Below are 16,812 nucleotides of genomic sequence, written 5' to 3'. Positions count from 1 at the left end.
CCGTGACGCGCTTGCAACAGTCGTGCGTATTCGGTTCTGCGTCATTCGATCGAAGGACGCAGAACGTCACCCAATTGGACTACGGCTTCGGGCAGAAGTTTTTGCCCGGGGCCCGACATGCGACGTTCATCGACCAGCCGAAACATGCCGGGATTGCTTTGGGGCGGCGCGCTTCTGGCCGGGCTGGCGCTCGCAGCACCAGCCCGGGCCGCGGACCTCGCGCCAAAGCCGTTCACCAAGGCGCCGCCGCTGGTGGCGTCGTCGTGGACCGGATTTTATGCCGGTCTCGGTCTCGGCTTTCGATCGACCAGCGCCGATCTCACCACCACGTCGGTGCTGGAAGACGGCGTTCCCCGTGATATCAGTCGCGGCGTCCTCACCCAACCGTTCGACGGCACCGGCTTTCGCGTCAATCCCTATGCCGGTTACAACTGGCAGGTCGCTCCCCACTGGGTCGTCGGCATCGAAGGCGATGTCGGCTTCGGTGACCAGACCACGGCACTGCCGGGATTTCGCGCCTCGCCGCGGGCCGGCTCGTCCACGTTCGCGGTCGACAGCCTCTCGGTGAAGACCACATGGGATGCGGGCCTGCGCGGCCGCGCCGGCTATCTGCTGACGCCGGCGACGCTGGTCTATGCGACCGGCGGCCTCGCCTGGCAGCATTTCGACGTCACCTCGGTCTGCGTCGGCGCGACCTGCAACGATGCCACGCCGACCACGGTCACGAACGCGGTGACGAAGACCGGCTGGACGCTGGGTGCCGGCGTCGAGACCGCGCTGTGGGGCAACTGGCTGCTGCGCGGCGAATATCGCTACGCCGATTTCGGCACCGCGCCGATGGCGATCGCGCGCACGCAGAGCGGAGCCGGGCCCGCGCTCACGGTCGACAATTTCGACACCAGGCTGCGGACCCACACGGCCAGCGTCGGCCTCGCTTACAAGTTCGGCGAGCCCGTCATCGGCGGCCGCTCGCAGCCGTTGCAGGCGCAGGCCGCGATGCTGCCGTCCTGGACGGGCGCCTATGTCGGCCTTGGTCTTGGTGCGCGCGCCACGCGCACCGATCTCACGGCAACGTCGGAATCGGTTGGAGGCTTCACGGACGATGTTCTCGAGGGCCGCGCCAACAACCGCCCGATGGACAACACAGCGTTCCGCGCCAGTCCCTATGCCGGCTATCTCTGGCAGCTTGCCTCGCAATGGACCGCCGGTGTCGAAGGCGATGTCGGCTTCGCCGACCGCACCACCACGCGCGAAGGCTTCACCACCATCTTCCTCGCGGACTCCCAGTCGCCCGGCGAAAGCCTCTCGATCCGCAACCGGTGGGACGCCAGCCTGCGCCTGCGCGGCGGCTATCTCGTCGATCCGCAGACCATGCTCTACGCCACCGGCGGCGTCGCCTGGCAGAATTTCGAGCTGACCTCGACCTGCACCAGCGGCCCCTGCACCGGCTTCTTCGCGCTGTCGCCGGCGATCATCAGCCAGTCCACCACGAAGACCGGGTGGACGCTCGGTGGCGGTCTGGAGACCGTGCTGTGGGGCAACTGGCTGGCGCGCGCCGAATATCGCTACGCCGACTACGGCAAGGCCGGCTTCACCGTGGCGCGGTCGAGCGGAAGGGCTGACCACGACCCATCCGCGAACACGTATGACGTCGCGATGCGCACGCATCTGGCGACGTTCGGGGTGACGTACCGGTTTCAGTGAGGGACTGGAACGGTGCGTAGGGTGGGTTAGCCGTAAGGCGTAACCCACCACCGTCTCTATCCGAGGGCGCGCAAGAGGTGGGTTACGCCGAGCGGACTGCGCTTCGCGCAGCCGCGGGGCTAACCCACCCTACTTTTCCCTTACGGCAACACGGCGGTGCGACGCCGGTCCAGCGCATTCGCATGGGCCATCCACTCCGGCAATGGTGCGCCGTCGCGATGCCGGCCGCCGGCGCACGCTGCCGCCCAGGCCGCGATGGCGCCGAGCAGAATGGCTGTGGCCACCGAGAACGCCAGGATGATCGTGCTCCGCCGCGATCGCGCGATCGCCGTCCTGGCGTTGGCGATGACGGTGTCGACGCGGCGCTCGGCTTCAGCCGGCGCAAGACCCGTGGTGCCGGCAACTTGCTGGATCAAATAGGCCCGGTCGTCCGCGCTGAGGCCGTCATGGCTCGAGGTGGTGAGAAGGATGCGGCCGGCTTCTGCGCGTTCCGAACTGAGGTCAACTGTCGGTGCGCGGCGCCCGGCCCGGTAGAGACGGTCGAGCTCGTAGCTGAGCAGCGGCTCAGCGGCGCTCGTGCGCGCCGACGTGGCGCCCGTTGGCGTGCGCGAGAACGTCGCCGCGCCCAGCAGCGTGGCGAGCACAGCGCCCATCACCACCGCGAGCGCCCAGACCGCCAGACCGTGCAGGCCGTCCGCCTGCTCGGTGTGCTCGACCGGACCGCCCGGCGCGGCCGGTGTGCGCACCCAGCCGGCGATATAGCCGCCCAGCCCGAAACTCAGGACCGCCTGGAGGATGAGGTAGATGCCGGAGAGGATCCACAACGCCGCGGAGGCGTCGCGCCAGCTCGGCGCAGCGGAGGTGACCCCGAGCCCGATGCTCGCGCCGAAGGTCACCATGACGAACGACAGCGCTGTGGCCGCGAACGCGCCGAGCAGAATCGGCGACCATTGCAGATAGCGCGAACCGCGATCGGCGCCGTACGCCTCGACATCGGCGCGCGGCGCCGGGGAAGGCCTTCCATCGACATTTCCATCATCCTTGCTCAGCGCAGGCCGAAGAAGGACAGCACAGCCAGGATCACCACCACCAGGCCAACCAGATAAATCAAACCGTTCATTGTCGCCTCCATTACGTTGTCGGCGTCAATTATGCCTGCCCGTTAAAGTTCCTATGCCGGGACAATGCTGCAAAGCTGAACTCAGGCGATTTGCCCGCGATGCGTGTGAGATCGCGCCGCCCTTCGCGATCGGCCGCCCGCAACCTCATACTTAAGTTCACTTTTTAACATTGGCGGGGAACGTTCCCGCCCCTGCGACATTCGTTCTCTGTCGTCAACATCACTTGACGGCGAGCCGAGGTGAACAGCCGTGCAGCAGGGGCAAGTGCTACCGACGATCCTGGTCGTCGAAGACGATCCGCTCATTCGCGGACTTGTCGAGGAAACACTGGCCGAGGGCGGGTTTGGCACCGTCATCGTGGGGTCGGGCGAGGAAGCCATCGCCTTGCTCAAGGGCGGGACCAACGACTACCGCGCCCTCGTCACCGACATCAACCTGAGCGGCGCCGTCGACGGCTGGGAGATTGCCCGCGTCGGGCGCGAAATCGACGCCGCATTTCCGATCGTCTACATGACCGGCGCCGCAGGCGACGAGTGGCCCTCGAAGGGCGTGCCCGGCAGCATCCTGCTGGCCAAGCCATTCGCCCCCGCGCAACTCGTGACGGCGGTGTCCCAGCTTCTCAACGCGGGCACGCCGACAGGCTGAGACGTCCCGGCACGGTCAATCCGCTGACGTGCCGTTGATCCACGCCGCAAGCTCGCGCCACGGCTCAAGCGTCCAATGCCCGGACGCGGCACCGGACGGCGAGGGCAACACGAAGATCTCCGGCAAGCTTGCGTCGCGCGGCTGCCGCCCGAGCGCAATCGCGCTCGACGACCTGCCGTAGAACAAGCTCGCCGCCTTCTTGCTCGTGAACGCAATTGTCTTCGGCCGATACTTTTCGATCTTGGCCCTGAACCCCGCGACGTCGATCGTCTCCGCCGCGATCTGGTGATCCATCCCCGCGCCCGACTTGGAGAGATCGGTGAAGCCGATCCCGAACTCGATCAGCGCGGCGAACTCGCCCGGCTGATAGCGCCGCGGCGTGATGCCGGCCTCATGGATCGCGCGCCAGAAGCGGTTGCCGGGATGGGCGTAGTAGTGCCCGAGCTCGGCAGAGCGTGTCGAGGCGGCTGTGCCGACGAAGACGAGGCGGAGGTTGGGGCGGAGCTGGTCGGGGAGGCGGTGGGGGTGTTGGACATCTTCGATACGACTATTGGCTTGCTTCTTCCTGAATTTGCCGTCGGTATTGTCAGTGGCGTGTGAGCGCCGTGCGCCTCCAGTGGGTTGGGGAAACGATGCAAGACCAGTTCGCGTGGCCCGAGCCCGAGCACGAGGCCGACAAGATCATTTTGCGCAACGTCCGCAGCCACGGCTGCCATATCACGGGCGTGCCCGGTGCCCATCCGCCGTTTGCATTTTCAATCGGTCTGTATCTGAACTACGGCCACCCCGAACTCATCATCTTCGGCCAGAGCGCCCAAAACGCGCACGCCATCATCAACCTTATCCGCGATCGCGCTGCGGCGGGGCATAAATTCGTCGACGGCGATATCTCCGCCGAGCTGCTGGAGAACGGCTACAAGCTCGGCTTCTGGCAGGTGCCGTTCGGGGCCTATCCTGATTATCTCGGCACTGCAATCTGGTTCTACAGGACATCGCGGCTCGCATTCCCTTGCCTGCAGATCGTTTGGCAAGACGCCGATCGGCGTTTCCCCTGGGAGGCGGAATGCTCGCCGGCTGTCAAGAAGGATCAGCCGTTGTTGAAGAAGACGACGTCTTGAAGTGATGCTGCGAAAAGGAAGCCGGGCCATCTGCCCGACTCCGGCGCGCAGGATGGTTTGGGTGCAGCGAAACCCATGGCCTCATTCACGGTTCGGCGTATCCTATCCTCTCTCGGTTCGACCGAAGAGTTTTGCTGCGCTATGCTCACCTCACAAATGCTGCGTAGGGTGGGTTAGCCGCTCACAAGTGCCGTCGTTCAATACGCGACGGTGCAAGGCGTAACCCACCGCGGCAGGAAAGGCTTTGGATGGTAAGTGGTGGGTTACGCTACGCTAACCCACCCTACGGGCTGCCTCAAGATTTCGGCGTTGGTTTCTGGACAACTTCACGCGCTCTGCTCATGTCGGTTTGGTAAATTGCGTCGAGGCATTGCCCGTTTGAGAGGTCGAGTTTAAACGGAACCCAGGCATCCTCGATCGGAGTCCATGCCTCGCCAGATAGTTCCAGCCCGCGTCTCGTGAGATTGCGAAAGCCGTCCCAGGAAATTCGCGGACTGTGCCATTTCGTATTGTCGGCAGCCATCGCGCAGAAATCGACTATGCTGCGAAACACAACGAACTTCTCTTCTTCGAGAACAAAGATCTCCTCGATTTGAGACCCAATACTGTCGCGCAAGCTGCGAGTCTCGGGATCGACGATAACGGCTTCCCCCATCGCGATAACGATTACATCGCTTCCATTTGGATGATTCAGAACCGCACTGAATCTGGTCAATCCCCCAAGAAAATTACCAACCCACGGCTCCGAATCCGATGGATAGAAGCAAACAACTTGGCCCTCGCGCCACTCGCGAGGGCCGTTCTGGGTGAATGATACAGCCGGGGGGCCGTATGGCGGTAATCCGGGTAGGACTTCAAACCGCATTTGAGCACGCCGAGTTAGAGCGTCGCCTTACAGCACCCGATTGCTCTCCTTCACCTTCTCCGCATCCAGATACAAGCTCTCGCCCATCTCCTTGAACTTCGCGCTCATCTGCTTCATGCCGTCCTCGGCGGTGCCGCTCAGCGACATACCGATCGAGTTCGGATCGTTCAGCGTGGCCGCGTAGTCGCGCACGTCCTGCGTGATCTTCATCGAGCAGAATTTCGGGCCGCACATCGAGCAGAAATGCGCGACCTTGTGGGCTTCCTTCGGCAGGGTCTCGTCGTGGAAGTTCTTGGCGGTCTCGGGGTCGAGGCCGAGGTTGAACTGGTCGCTCCAGCGGAAGTCGAAACGGGCGCGGGAGAGGGCGTCGTCGCGGAGCTGGGCGGCCGGGTGGCCCTTGGCGAGATCGCTCGCGTGGGCGGCGATCTTGTAGGTGATGACGCCGACCTTGACGTCGTTACGATCAGGGAGGCCGAGATGCTCCTTCGGCGTGACGTAGCAGAGCATGGCGCAGCCGAACCAGCCGATCATGGCAGCGCCAATGCCCGAAGTGATGTGGTCGTAGCCCGGTGCGATGTCGGTGGTCAGCGGTCCAAGCGTGTAGAACGGCGCCTCGCCGCACTCCTTGAGCTGCTTGTCCATGTTGATCTTGATCTTGTGCATCGGCACGTGGCCGGGGCCTTCGATCATGACCTGGCAGCCCTTGTCCCACGCAATCTTGGTGAGCTCACCGAGCGTCTCCAGCTCCGCGAACTGCGCGCGGTCGTTGGCGTCCGCGATCGAGCCGGGGCGCAGGCCGTCGCCGAGCGAGAACGAGACGTCATACTTGCGCATGAGGTCGCAGATCTCGTCGAAATGGGTGTAGAGGAAGCTTTCCTTGTGATGCGCCAGGCACCACTTCGCCATGATCGAGCCGCCGCGGCTGACGATGCCGGTGACGCGGCTGGCGGTGAGGTGGATGTATTGCAGGCGCACGCCGGCGTGGATCGTAAAGTAATCGACGCCCTGCTCGCACTGTTCGATCAGCGTGTCCTTGTAGAGCTCCCAGGTCAGCTTGACCGGATCGCCGTCGCACTTTTCCAGCGCCTGATAAATGGGGACGGTGCCGATCGGCACCGGCGAATTGCGCAGGATCCATTCACGAGTGGTGTGGATGTTGCGGCCCGTCGAGAGGTCCATGACGGTGTCGGCGCCCCAGCGGATCGCCCACACCATCTTCTCGACCTCCTCCTCGACCGACGACGTCACCGCGGAGTTGCCGATGTTGGCGTTGATCTTGGTCAGGAAGTTGCGGCCGATGATCATCGGCTCGAGTTCGCTGTGGTTGATGTTGCAGGGAATGATGGCGCGGCCGCGCGCGATCTCGGAGCGCACGAATTCCGGGGTGATGAAGGCGGGGACCGATGCGCCAAAACTTTCGCCGTCGGCAAGCGCTGCCTCCGCGCGCTCGAGCTGCTGCTTGCGGCCGAGGTTTTCGCGCGCGGCGACGTAGATCATCTCCTTGGTGACGATGCCGGCGCGGGCGAATTCGAGCTGGGTGATCTTGTGGCCGTCGAGGCCGCGCAGCGGCTGGTGATAGGCGCTGAACGCGCGCGCGGCCTTGTCCGCGGAGACGCTGCCATTGTCCTCCGGCTTGATCTGGCGGCCCTGATACTCCTCGACGCCGCCGCGCTCCAGCACCCACGATTTGCGGCCGCGCGGCAGGCCGGCGTTGACGTCGATGGTGACGGACGGATCGGTATAGGGACCGGAGGTGTCGTACACCGGCAGGTTCGGCTCGCCGGCGCCTTCGGAGAGGATGATCTCGCGCAAGGGCACGCGCAGCTCGGGCGCGGCGTCGGGCGAGGCGAAGATCTTTCGCGAGGAGGGAAGGGGGCCGGTGGTGACGGCGGGGACGGTTTTTTCGGGGTTGGAGCGGATGTTCATGGGATCCTCCGGGTTATTTCGTATGTGGGCGCGTCTGGGCGACGTTGGTGGTGTCTTGCTCCGTCATTGCGAGGAGCACTTGCGACGAAGCAATCCAGACTGCCTCTGGGGAGAGACTCTGGATTGCTTCGCTTCGCTCGCAATGACGAGTGGAGAGAGTAGGCGCATCACGCAGCCTCCTTCAGGCCGAGCCACTGCCGCACCCGCGCATCCGGGTCGGTGTTCTGGGTGACGTCGGACACCACGGCGATGGAATCCGCGCCGGCGGCAAAGATCTCCGCGGCGTGCTCGAACTTGATGCCGCCGATCGCAACCAGCGGGATGCTGCCGATGCGCTTCTTCCATTCCGTGATCTTCGGGATGCCCTGCGGTTCGAAGCGCATCGACTTCAAGGTGGTGAAGAAGATCGGGCCGAGCGCGACGTAATCGGGCTTGGCCGCGAGGGCGGTTTCAAGCTCGGAATCGTCATGGGTGGAGATGCCAAGCCAGAGGCCGGCCTCGCGGATGGCCTCGAGGTCGGCCTCGGCCAAATCCTCCTGGCCGAGATGCAGATATTTTGCGCCGGCGACGATCGCCGCGCGCCAATAGTCGTTCACGACCAGTTTGGCCTGCGTGCCCTCGGTGATGGCGAGCGCATCGGTGACGAGCTGCAGGGCCCGGGAATCGTCGAGGTCCTTGGCGCGCAGCTGAATGGTGCCGACGCCGAGCCTGGTCAGGCGCTCGACCCAGGCAAGGCTGTCGACGACGGGATAAAAGCGATCAGGATACGGCATGCCAGAACGGGGTCCCAACGACAGGGGTGGAGGGGGAGGCGAAGTCGCGGGCGTTCATCAGCCCGGCTTCATAGGCGGTGCGGCCGGCATCGCAGCCGAGGCGGAAGGCGTTCGCCATCGCGACGGGATCGGCGGCCTTGGCGATGGCGGTGTTGAGCAGCACGGCATCATAGCCGAGCTCCAGCGCCTGCGCCGCGTGGGAGGGTGCGCCGAGGCCGGCGTCGACCACCAGCGTGATGTCAGGCAGCCGTTCGCGCAGCAGCTTGAGCGCGTCGCGGTTGGTGATGCCTTTCGCGCTGCCGATCGGCGCGGCCCACGGCATCACCACCTTGCAGCCGGCGTCGACCAGGCGATTGGCGACCGAGAGATCCTCGGTGCAATAGGGAAACACCTCGAAGCCGTCCTTGATCAGGATGCTGGCGGCTTCAACGAGACCAACGACGTCGGGCTGCAGCGTGTCGTTGTCGGCGATCACTTCCAGCTTGATCCAGCTCGTGCCGAACAGCTCGCGCGCGAGCTTGGCCGTGGTCACGGCTTCGCGCACGGTGCGGCAGCCGGCGGTGTTCGGCAGCACGGCGACGTCGAGTTCGCGGATCAGGTTCCAGAACGCGTCGCCGGTCTTGCCGCCGGCGGATTCGCGGCGCAGCGACACCGTGACGATGTTCGAGCCCGAGGCGCGGATCGCCGCCTGCATGATCGCGGGCGAGGGTAGAGCGCGCTGCCGATCAGCAGGCGCGAGGCGAAGGTTTTGCCGTAGAAGGTCACCATGTCCTCACCCTCCCTGCCGCGGCGTGATGATCTCGATCTCGTCGCCGGCCTTGAGATGGGTTTCCGCCCAGCGGCTCTTCGGCACGACGTCATAGTTCAGCGCGATCGCGAAATGCGTGCCTTCGTAGTCGAGCTCGCTGAGCAGCGCGTCGACGCTGGCGGAGCTCACCTCGCGCTGCTCGCCGTTGATGATCACGCGCATTGCATCACCTCGTTGTCGATCTGGCCGCGCTGGACGTATTGCAGCGTCAGTTCGGCGAGCGCCGGCGCGATCAGGAAGCCGTGGCGGTAGAGGCCGTTGACGCTGATCTGGCCGCCGCTGATGCCAATGCGCGGGAGATTGTCGGGAAAGGCGGGGCGCAGGCCCGAGCCGAATTCGACGATGCGGGCCTCGCCGAAGGCCGGATGCACCGTATAGGCGGCGCCCAGCAGTTCCAGCGCCGAGCGGACGCTGACGCCGGTGTCCTCGGCCTCGATCGAGGTCGCGCCCAGCATGAACAGGCCGGCCTCGCGCGGGATCACGTAGAGCGGCCAGCGCGGGTGGATCAGCCGCACCGGACGTGCGAGCTGCACCTCGTTCGTTTCGATCAGGATCATCTCGCCCTTGACGCCGCGCAGTTCCTTCTGCTCGTCGCGTGCGCCGAGGCCGCGGCAGTCGATCACGATGCCTTTAGAAACAAGTTCTGCGAGCTCTTTCGCGGACACGTCGCTGCCGAACTTGATGGTGCCGCCGGCCGCGATGATGCGCTCGTGCAGCTTCGGCAGCACGCGGCGCGGCTCGACATGGCCTTCGCCCGGGAAGAACAGCGCATCGCGGAAGCGGCCCTCCAGCGACGGCTCGAGCTCGGCGAGATCAGCGGCATCGAGCCGGCGATGGCCCTCGGTCAGCCGGGCAAAGCGCTCGAAATCGTTGCGCTCGCGCGGATGGGCGACGACGAGCGAGCCGTTGAAGGGCGTGTCGGGCAGTTCGCGCCGCCAGATGTCGAGCGAGCGCTGGCCGAGCCGGGAGATGACGGGTTCGGCGACCTCCGCCTCGCACCAGGGCGCGAGCATGCCGCCGGCCCAATGGCTGGTGGCATCGGCCATGGTGGCGTCGCCGCGCTCGTGGAGCGTGACGGGATGGCCGGCCTGCGCGAACAACAGGGCCTGCCAAGCGCCCGCAATGCCTGCGCCGATGATGGATACCGGGGAATCCGGTCGTTTGGTCGTCTGCAACATCCCTGTCCCTTCGCCGGCATGACCCGGATCAGGTTCAAAGGGTCACCGCGGTCTTGGGAAGGCTTGCCGATTTGCAAGCTTTGCCCATTTAGCGGTATCTCAGCTCCTCCTCGGAGCACCCCTCGGAACGGCTCTAATGTAGGCTTGTGACGGCTGGTGTCAACGCATGTTGCCGGGAACCTGCGCCCGCGCGTTGCGGACGCGCTGGGCGAGCTTCCGGTGCGGCACGGTGCCGAACATCGGCTGCGGGTTGCCGTTGGGCTCCAGCCAGGTCGGGGAGCTGGTGTCGGCGCTGGCCTGCTGCACCATCTCCTGACGTTGTCGTTTTGCGGCGTAGTAGTAGCCGCCCGCGAAATAACGCACGGCCTGGGAGTGGTCGCCATTGGCGGCGCGATAGGCGCCGGCGAGGTATTTGACCGCGTAGGTGAGGTTGGTGTTGGGATCGCGCAGGCCCGCGGCATCGCCGGTGTAGCCGAGCCCGCGGGCGGTCGCGAGCTTGATCTGCATCAGGCCGATGGTGCCGCCGTGGCCGACGAGGCCGGGCTGGTAGCGGCTCTCGCGCATGATGACGCGATGCACCAGCGCTTCCGGCACGCCGTTGGCGCGCGCATGGGCCGCGACCATCTCGGCATAGTCGGCTTCGCCCGCCAATGCGGCCTGCGGCAACACCAATCCGGCCGCGAGCAGCGCGGCGATGCGTAAAATTTTCATCAGATATCCTCAAGGTCCCGGTGACCCGCGCCCAAGCCTCTTAAGGCGGCCGAAGACGGCGATGATGTGGCGAAGCGGAACCTGTTTGCGCGGGAACCTACGCCGCCAGCCGCGGCTGCTGCCAGATCGGCAATTGCATCCGCACGATCAGCCCGTGCGGCTCGCGGTCGTGCAGCGACAGCTCGCCGCCATGGGCGAGCGCGATCGCGTGCGCGATCGACAGGCCGAGGCCGAAGCCGGTGGAATCGTCCATCGTGCGCGCGTCGTCGCCGCGCACGAACGGCTCCAGCATCTCCTGCTTGCGCGCGTCCGAAATGCCGGGGCCGTCGTCCTCGACGTCGATGACGAGCCTGGTGCCCGATACGTCGAGGCGGATCGTCACCTCGGCGCCGAAGCGCACCGCGTTCTCGACCAGGTTGGTGACGCCGCGGTGCAGGTCGTCGGGACGCGCGGCGGCGGTCGCCGAAGCCGGCCCGTCGTAATGCACGACATGACCCATGTCGCCGAACTGGTCGGCAATGAGTTGCAGCGTGCTGGCGATGTCGACCAGCGTCACCGCCTCGATCTTGCGGTCGTTGCGCAGCAGCGAGAGCACGGATTCCAGCATCGAACGCATCTGGTCGAGATCGATCAGCATGCGCCTGCGATGGCCCTCGTCCTCGATGAACTCGGCGCGCAGGCGCAGCCGCGTGATCGGCGTGCGCAGATCATGGCTGATCGCCGCCAGCATTCGCGTGCGATCCGACATCAGCCGAGTGATCCGCTCATGCATGCGGTTGAGCGCGCGCGCGACCGAGCGGATCTCCTCCGGACCGCGCTCGGGCAGGGGAGCAGCCGCCTCGCCGTCCAGGCTGAAATTCTCCGCCGCCCTGGCAAAGGAGGATAGCGGCGCGGCCAGCGCATAGGCCGCCCAGAGGCCGAGCATGGTGACGCTGATCAGCGCGAACAGCAGCGTGATCATCCACGGGCCGCCCCAGAATCGCGGCGGATGAGGCGATTGCTCGACGCGGCCCGCGATCATGGTGCCGTCGGGCAATCCAACCGCGATTCGCTGCGCGGCCCCTTGCGGCGCCAGCGCCAGAACCTTGTACTGGTGGCCGAGGTGGCGTCGTACATTGCGCAGATGCGGGTTGTCGCCGTCATCGGTGAGCGGAACGGCCCCCGGTGCGAGCAGCTCGATGCCGGCCTTGGGAAACGCACGCGCGATGTCCGCGAGAATGCGCGGCCGCTCGCTGGCGTTGGCGCCGCTCAGCAGCAGGGCGGCATCCGCGAGCTGATGCGCGCTGTCGGGCGGCGGATCGGCACGGTCCGGCCGGCTGATCAGGAAGCTGACGGTGAGGATCAGATGCAGCGCGACGATCGACGCCACCACCAGCGCGGTGATCTGTCCGCCGATACTCTTGAGGTGGAAGAAGCGGAACGGCGTCATGGCAGCCGCCCCACTAATTGCCCAGGGGCGCCGCGACCGCTTCGTGGCTGGCTACTTCAGTTCTGGGCGTGAAGAGATAACCGCCTGAGCGAACCGTCTTGATGATGGTGGGATCGGCGGGATTCGGCTCGATCTTGCGGCGGATACGGCTGACCAGCACGTCGATGGACCGTTCGAACGAGCCGGTGTTGCGCCCCTGGGTGAGGTCGAGCAGGCTGTCGCGCGACAGTACGCGGCCGGGCCGCTCGCAGAACGTCCTGAGCAGGTCGAACTCGGCGCTCGTCACCGCGACGCGGGCGCCTTCCGGGTTGCGTAGCTCGCGCAGCCGCAGATCGATGCGCCAGCCCTCGAAGGCAAGCGTGCTTGCGCCCTCGATCGAGCTCGCCGCCTGTGCAGCGGCCTGGCGGCGCAGCACCGCGTTGATGCGTGCGAGCAGCTCGCGCGGGTTGAAGGGCTTTGACAGATAGTCGTCCGCGCCCATCTCGAGCCCGACGATGCGATCGACGTCCTCGCCGCGCGCGGTCAGCATGATGATCGGCGTTTGTGTCTCCGAGCGCACCTTGCGGCACAGGCTCAGGCCGTCCTCGCCGGGCAGCATGACGTCGAGGATGATGAGGTCCACGCGATGATCCGCCATGGCGCGCGACATCTCGCGGCCATCGCTCACGGCGGTGACGTTGCAGGCGTTGTTGCGCAGGTACTTCGCAATCAACGTCCGGGTTTCGCGGTCGTCTTCGACAACCAGGATGTTGGGAGAGGGATTGGCCATGCGCTTTGTTTGTCCAAGATTCGGGCCAAAAGGCGAAGATTTTTGTTTCGGCATGTTTCCGGATGCCCGGGTGCAACACCCGGCAACAGCTCGGCAGTGGTGCGGCAAGGTCTCGTTAAGGCCGTTAACCATACCGTGGTGGCGCCACTCAGGAAACCCCGAAAGAACCACGGAGCCATCATGACCTCGATTTCGGCGGCCTCCGCCGGTAACTACCAGTCGCCGTTGCAGCGGCTGCAGCAGGAATTGCAATCGGAAGTCTCCGCCGGCACGATCTCGTCGTCGGACCAGTCTGCGCTCTCCATCGCGCTGACGGACATCGACACGGCGCTCCAGCAGAGCCGGTCGAGCGACCAGTCGAGCGGCACGCGTCCCTCCAAGGACGACCTGAAGTCGAAGATCGACGACCTCATCTCGAACGAGGTGTCGAACGGCACGCTGACCTCGGACCAGGCGGACGCGTTGAAGAACGTGTTTCAATCCGCTTTCGCCAGCGGCGCCGGCGGTGCGGGCGGACCACCGCCCGGTCCGCCGCCGTCGGACGACAGCTCTTCGGATTCGTCGTCGTCCACGGACTCGACCAGCAGCACGTCGACCGCCTCCACCACGGCGGAGATCCTCCAGCAATTCCTTCAGGCGCTGCAGCAGTCGCAATCGTCGAGCTCGTCCTATGGCGCCAACGGCAGCTCGTCCAGCAGCTCGGACATCTCCGCACTTCTGATCGACTACAAGAGCTGACCTGAGCGACGCGGGTCGGCGCGGTCCCCGCCGCGATGGTGCTTCTTCCCAGGGCGCATCATCGCCGGCGGGGAACCGTGCATCCGGAACGTTCCTCTGTCACTCAGGAACCTTCGTCGCGATGCAGCGCCACGATCGCGCGACGAAATTGCCGCAACTCAGGAACTGCGGCTGCTCAGCGCTGTTCTCTCCGCACAAGTTTTCTACTGAAGGAGAGCACAACCATGTTGATGAAATCGATCGCCGCCGGCCTTGCCGGCACCGCGTTGCTTGCGACCGTTGCGTTTGCCCAGTCGCCGACCGTCACCACCGACAAGGCGGCGCCCGCGGCCACTGCCACGACGACGACCACGACGGCCTCCGGCCAGTGGCGCACGTCCAAGATGGACGGCCTGAAGATCTACAACGAGGCCAACGAAAACATCGGCTCGATCAACGACCTGCTGATGGACAAGAACGGTGACGTCAAGATCGCCGTGATCGGCGTCGGTGGCTTCCTCGGCGTGGGCGAGCATCTCGTCGCCGTGCCCTACGAGAAGCTGAAGTTCGTCAACGAGGCCGTCGCCTACACCGGCACGAAGCCTGCAGCGACCACCACGACGGGCGCCGCGACCGGCACCGAGAAGACCACGACGACGACGGCCACGACCGCGTCGACCACGTCGAAATGGTATCCGGACCATGCCGTTTTCAATGCGACCAAGGACGAGCTGAAGAACATGCCCGAGTTCAAGTACTCGGAGTAGTGCGGCTCGCCTGATTGCTAAAGCGAAGCGCGCCCGGTTCCCACCGGGCGCGCTGTCGTGTCGTTTTCCGTCATTGCCAAAGTTTTGGTTCTCTTGGCGGTGCCTTCTTTGTCTTCTCCACCGCTTGCGGGAGAGACCGCACCGCATCGAAGATGCGATGCGCTTGAGGGGACTCTCGGCGAGTCTATTCGCTGCCGCACTTGAGCCGTTCGTTGCGCCGGCGCAGGCCTTCCAGCGTGGCGAGGAGGATGACGGATACCGTCGTTAAGATTACGGCTGCTGCCGTGATGGTCGGGCTGATGTTCTCGCGGATGCCGCTGAACATCTCGCGCGGCAGAGTGCGCTGCTCGGGACCTGCCATGAACAGCACGATCACCACCTCATCGAAGCTGGTCGCGAAGGCAAACAGCGCACCCGACGCGAGCCCCGGCAGGATCAGCGGCAGGATCACGCGGCGGAACGCCTGAAGCGGCGAGGCGCCGAGCGAGGCGGCGGCGCGTGCCAGATTGGTGTCGAAGCTTTGCAGCGTCGCGCCGACCGTGATCACCACAAAGGGCGTTGCCAACGCGGTGTGGGCCAGGATCAGGCCGAGATAACTGCCGGTCAGTCCGATCGGCGCGAAGAAGAAATACAGACCGACCGCGGTGATTACACCGGGCACGACGACCGGCGACAACACGAAAGCCAGCACGAGCGGCTTGAACCGGCTCTTCCATTGCGCCAGCCCCAGCGCGGCCAGCGTGCCGAGCAGCATCGACAGCAGCGTCGCGGCGACGCCGATGATCATGCTGTTCTTCAGCGAATTCATCCAGCGCGGCGAACTGATGAAGTCGTCATACCAGCGCAAGGAGAGGCCGGGCAGCGGATAGGTGAGGTACGAGCCCGAGCTGAAGGACAGCGGCATGATCGCGAGGATGGGCGCAATCAGGAAGATGAACACCAGCGTGGAGATGACGATGGTCATGGTCCACGCGATGCGCTGGCTGAGCGTGCGGAGCGAAGAATGATTGCTCAATTCTTCATGCCTCCCGTGACCTGCTGTCCCTGCACCAGCTTGCCGTAGACCAGAGCAAGCAGAAGAGTGGCCAGCAGCAGCACCGCACCCAGCGCCGAGGCGAGTCCCCAGTTGGCTGTCTCCGTCGTGTAGAGTGCGATGAAATAGCTGATCATCTGATCGGCGGCGCCGCCGACGAGCGCGGGCGTGATGTAGTAGCCGAGCGCCAGGATGAAGACGAGCAGGCTTCCCGCGCCGATGCCGGGCAGGGTCTGCGGCAGGTAGATCCGCAGGAAGGCGGTGACCGGCGGCGCACCGAGCGAGGCGGCGGCCCGCATGTAGGCGGGCGAGATCGCCTTCATGCTGCTGTACAGCGGCAGGATCATGAACGGCAGGAGAACGTGGGTCATGGCCACGCAGACACCGAAGCGGTTGTAGATCAGCCGCAGCGGCTGGTCGATGATGCCGAGCCAGTGCAGGCTGTCGTTCACGACACCCTGGCTCTGCAACAGCACGATCCAGGCGCAGGTGCGGACCAGAAGCGATGTCCAGAACGGCAGCAGGACGAAGATCATCAACAGATTCGACCGGCCGGGCGGCAGCGTCGCCAGCAAATAAGCGACCGGGAAGCCGAGGATCAGGCACAGAGCCGTGACGCTGATGCTGATGAGGAAGGTGCGGGCGAAGATGTCGCGGTAGATGGCCTGATCCGGCGAGGTCGAGACGACCGCGCCGTCCGCGTTCCGCGTCAGGTCGAGCGCCGCCAGCAGGTAGAAGCCGGTCACCGGGCCGCTGGCGTCCTTGATCGTCGTCCAGGTGGTGCGCTCGCGCCAGGCCGGATTGATCTTGCCGAGCGTCTCCCTGGCTGCGCCGGGCTCGGGCGCCGCCTTCAGATTGCGCGCCGTGCCAGTCAGGATCGTACGAAAGCCGTTCGTTGCGTAGTTCAGCCGCTTGGCCGCGATGGCGAGGGTGCCGGCGGCACGCGCCGCGACGATGTCGCTTGCCAGCGCCGCGTAGGCCTTTTCGTCCGGCAGGTCCCTGCCGTCCCAGCCGGCGAGAGCCGCGACGGTCTGAGGCAGAACCTGACGCACCTCGCGGTCGTCGACCGCGCGCCACAGCATTCCGGCGATCGGGCCCGCGAAGGTGAAGAGCAGGAAGACGAGAAGCGGTGCGACCAGCGCCAACGCCTTGAGCTGGCGTCTCCGCTCCGCACGCCTCAATTGGCGTTTGAGCGGCACCTCGGTCGATGCATCGGCGCCGGTCGGGAGCGCATCCGTCATGGGTCGA

At 65.4% G+C, this 16,812-nt stretch carries 17 protein-coding genes, 1 pseudogene and 1 riboswitch; of the genes and pseudogenes, 5 read left to right on the top strand and 13 right to left on the bottom strand.

Annotated elements, in window-relative coordinates; genetic code table 11:
- Positions 1-144 precede the first annotated feature (144 nt).
- Entirely contained in the window at positions 145-1,704 is a 1,560-nt protein-coding gene (locus ACQ86E_RS06920; protein ID WP_431204778.1) for an outer membrane protein, read from the top strand.
- A gap of 140 nt (positions 1,705-1,844) precedes the next feature.
- Here ACQ86E_RS06920 and ACQ86E_RS06915 read toward each other — a convergent pair whose 3' ends face one another.
- Positions 1,845-2,603 carry a hypothetical protein gene (locus ACQ86E_RS06915; RefSeq protein ID WP_431204777.1) on the bottom strand — a complete coding sequence of 253 codons (759 nt, stop codon included), beginning with the start codon at positions 2,601-2,603 and terminating at the stop codon, positions 1,845-1,847.
- A gap of 471 nt (positions 2,604-3,074) precedes the next feature.
- On the opposite strand from ACQ86E_RS06915, the gene ACQ86E_RS06910 reads away from it, so the two are divergent.
- On the top strand, positions 3,075-3,470 hold the full coding sequence (locus ACQ86E_RS06910; protein WP_431204776.1) for a response regulator: 396 nt from the start codon (positions 3,075-3,077) through the stop codon (positions 3,468-3,470).
- 15 nt (positions 3,471-3,485) lie between these two features.
- On the opposite strand, the gene ACQ86E_RS06905 is transcribed toward ACQ86E_RS06910, so the two are convergent.
- Positions 3,486-4,013 carry a mismatch-specific DNA-glycosylase gene (locus ACQ86E_RS06905; protein WP_431206416.1) on the bottom strand — a complete coding sequence of 176 codons (528 nt, stop codon included), beginning with the start codon at positions 4,011-4,013 and terminating at the stop codon, positions 3,486-3,488.
- Positions 4,014-4,102: 89 nt separating this feature from the next.
- Between ACQ86E_RS06905 and ACQ86E_RS06900 the strand changes: the two genes are divergently transcribed.
- Entirely contained in the window at positions 4,103-4,588 is a 486-nt protein-coding gene (locus tag ACQ86E_RS06900; protein WP_431204775.1) for a DUF4262 domain-containing protein, read from the top strand.
- Positions 4,589-4,883: 295 nt separating this feature from the next.
- Here ACQ86E_RS06900 and ACQ86E_RS06895 read toward each other — a convergent pair whose 3' ends face one another.
- From ACQ86E_RS06895 to ACQ86E_RS06855, 9 genes and pseudogenes are all read right to left on the bottom strand, one after another.
- Positions 4,884-5,453 (bottom strand): hypothetical protein, encoded by a 570-nt coding sequence (locus ACQ86E_RS06895; RefSeq protein WP_431204774.1) that lies wholly within the window; start codon positions 5,451-5,453, stop codon positions 4,884-4,886.
- Between the two features lie 27 nt (positions 5,454-5,480).
- Positions 5,481-7,379 carry a phosphomethylpyrimidine synthase ThiC gene (gene thiC, locus ACQ86E_RS06890; protein WP_431204773.1) on the bottom strand — a complete coding sequence of 633 codons (1,899 nt, stop codon included), beginning with the start codon at positions 7,377-7,379 and terminating at the stop codon, positions 5,481-5,483.
- A gap of 167 nt (positions 7,380-7,546) precedes the next feature.
- A complete protein-coding gene (locus ACQ86E_RS06885) occupies positions 7,547-8,152 on the bottom strand; it encodes a thiamine phosphate synthase (RefSeq protein WP_431204772.1) in 606 nt (201 codons plus the stop codon).
- A pseudogene (locus ACQ86E_RS06880) lies at positions 8,139-8,920 on the bottom strand (thiazole synthase). Before ACQ86E_RS06880 ends, ACQ86E_RS06885 begins: the two are co-directional and overlap by 14 nt.
- A gap of 4 nt (positions 8,921-8,924) precedes the next feature.
- Complete coding sequence (gene thiS, locus ACQ86E_RS06875) at positions 8,925-9,122, bottom strand: sulfur carrier protein ThiS (protein ID WP_209958227.1); 198 nt, start codon at positions 9,120-9,122, stop codon at positions 8,925-8,927.
- Positions 9,113-10,138 carry an FAD-dependent oxidoreductase gene (locus ACQ86E_RS06870; protein WP_431204771.1) on the bottom strand — a complete coding sequence of 342 codons (1,026 nt, stop codon included), beginning with the start codon at positions 10,136-10,138 and terminating at the stop codon, positions 9,113-9,115. The genes thiS and ACQ86E_RS06870 overlap by 10 nt, the downstream gene beginning before the upstream one ends.
- Positions 10,126-10,271, bottom strand: a riboswitch (TPP riboswitch). Its footprint overlaps the gene before it by 13 nt.
- Positions 10,272-10,297: 26 nt before the next feature.
- Entirely contained in the window at positions 10,298-10,849 is a 552-nt protein-coding gene (locus tag ACQ86E_RS06865) for a transglycosylase SLT domain-containing protein (protein WP_431204770.1), read from the bottom strand.
- A gap of 97 nt (positions 10,850-10,946) precedes the next feature.
- Positions 10,947-12,278 (bottom strand): ATP-binding protein, encoded by a 1,332-nt coding sequence (locus ACQ86E_RS06860; protein ID WP_431204769.1) that lies wholly within the window; start codon positions 12,276-12,278, stop codon positions 10,947-10,949.
- Between the two features lie 13 nt (positions 12,279-12,291).
- The gene (locus ACQ86E_RS06855) at positions 12,292-13,047 is read right to left on the bottom strand and encodes a response regulator (RefSeq protein ID WP_431204768.1); all 756 of its coding nucleotides are present in this window, start codon (positions 13,045-13,047) and stop codon (positions 12,292-12,294) included.
- 180 nt (positions 13,048-13,227) lie between these two features.
- Here ACQ86E_RS06855 and ACQ86E_RS06850 point away from each other — a divergent pair, with 180 nt between their 5' ends.
- Positions 13,228-13,785 (top strand): hypothetical protein, encoded by a 558-nt coding sequence (locus ACQ86E_RS06850; RefSeq protein ID WP_431204767.1) that lies wholly within the window; start codon positions 13,228-13,230, stop codon positions 13,783-13,785.
- 224 nt (positions 13,786-14,009) lie between these two features.
- On the top strand, positions 14,010-14,531 hold the full coding sequence (locus ACQ86E_RS06845; protein WP_431204766.1) for a PRC-barrel domain-containing protein: 522 nt from the start codon (positions 14,010-14,012) through the stop codon (positions 14,529-14,531).
- Between the two features lie 184 nt (positions 14,532-14,715).
- On the opposite strand, the gene ACQ86E_RS06840 is transcribed toward ACQ86E_RS06845, so the two are convergent.
- Both ACQ86E_RS06840 and ACQ86E_RS06835 read right to left on the bottom strand, forming a co-directional pair.
- Complete coding sequence (locus ACQ86E_RS06840) at positions 14,716-15,546, bottom strand: ABC transporter permease (protein WP_431204765.1); 831 nt, start codon at positions 15,544-15,546, stop codon at positions 14,716-14,718.
- Positions 15,543-16,805, bottom strand: a complete 1,263-nt coding sequence (locus ACQ86E_RS06835; RefSeq protein WP_431204764.1) for an ABC transporter permease — start codon at positions 16,803-16,805, stop codon at positions 15,543-15,545. Before ACQ86E_RS06835 ends, ACQ86E_RS06840 begins: the two co-directional genes overlap by 4 nt.
- Between the last annotated feature and the right edge of the window lie 7 nt (positions 16,806-16,812).

The organism is Bradyrhizobium betae (genome assembly GCF_050632175.1).
GTDB classification, from domain to species: Bacteria; Pseudomonadota; Alphaproteobacteria; order Rhizobiales; family Xanthobacteraceae; genus Bradyrhizobium; species Bradyrhizobium betae_B.
This window is presented reverse-complemented; position numbering and strand designations above follow the sequence as displayed.

What these genes read in the sequence shown, in the direction of transcription:
- ACQ86E_RS06920 (WP_431204778.1), top strand. Translation starts at nt 145, where the DNA reads ATGCCGGGATTGCTTTGGGGCGGCGCGCTTCTGGCCGGGCTGGCGCTC.
- ACQ86E_RS06915 (WP_431204777.1), bottom strand. Translation starts at nt 2,603, where the DNA reads ATGGTGACCTTCGGCGCGAGCATCGGGCTCGGGGTCACCTCCGCTGCG.
- ACQ86E_RS06900 (WP_431204775.1), top strand. Translation starts at nt 4,103, where the DNA reads ATGCAAGACCAGTTCGCGTGGCCCGAGCCCGAGCACGAGGCCGACAAG.
- ACQ86E_RS06895 (WP_431204774.1), bottom strand. Translation starts at nt 5,453, where the DNA reads ATGCGGTTTGAAGTCCTACCCGGATTACCGCCATACGGCCCCCCGGCT.
- thiC (WP_431204773.1), bottom strand. Translation starts at nt 7,379, where the DNA reads ATGAACATCCGCTCCAACCCCGAAAAAACCGTCCCCGCCGTCACCACC.
- ACQ86E_RS06885 (WP_431204772.1), bottom strand. Translation starts at nt 8,152, where the DNA reads ATGCCGTATCCTGATCGCTTTTATCCCGTCGTCGACAGCCTTGCCTGG.
- thiS (WP_209958227.1), bottom strand. Translation starts at nt 9,122, where the DNA reads ATGCGCGTGATCATCAACGGCGAGCAGCGCGAGGTGAGCTCCGCCAGC.
- ACQ86E_RS06870 (WP_431204771.1), bottom strand. Translation starts at nt 10,138, where the DNA reads ATGTTGCAGACGACCAAACGACCGGATTCCCCGGTATCCATCATCGGC.
- ACQ86E_RS06865 (WP_431204770.1), bottom strand. Translation starts at nt 10,849, where the DNA reads ATGAAAATTTTACGCATCGCCGCGCTGCTCGCGGCCGGATTGGTGTTG.
- ACQ86E_RS06860 (WP_431204769.1), bottom strand. Translation starts at nt 12,278, where the DNA reads ATGACGCCGTTCCGCTTCTTCCACCTCAAGAGTATCGGCGGACAGATC.
- ACQ86E_RS06855 (WP_431204768.1), bottom strand. Translation starts at nt 13,047, where the DNA reads ATGGCCAATCCCTCTCCCAACATCCTGGTTGTCGAAGACGACCGCGAA.
- ACQ86E_RS06850 (WP_431204767.1), top strand. Translation starts at nt 13,228, where the DNA reads ATGACCTCGATTTCGGCGGCCTCCGCCGGTAACTACCAGTCGCCGTTG.
- ACQ86E_RS06845 (WP_431204766.1), top strand. Translation starts at nt 14,010, where the DNA reads ATGTTGATGAAATCGATCGCCGCCGGCCTTGCCGGCACCGCGTTGCTT.
- ACQ86E_RS06835 (WP_431204764.1), bottom strand. Translation starts at nt 16,805, where the DNA reads ATGACGGATGCGCTCCCGACCGGCGCCGATGCATCGACCGAGGTGCCG.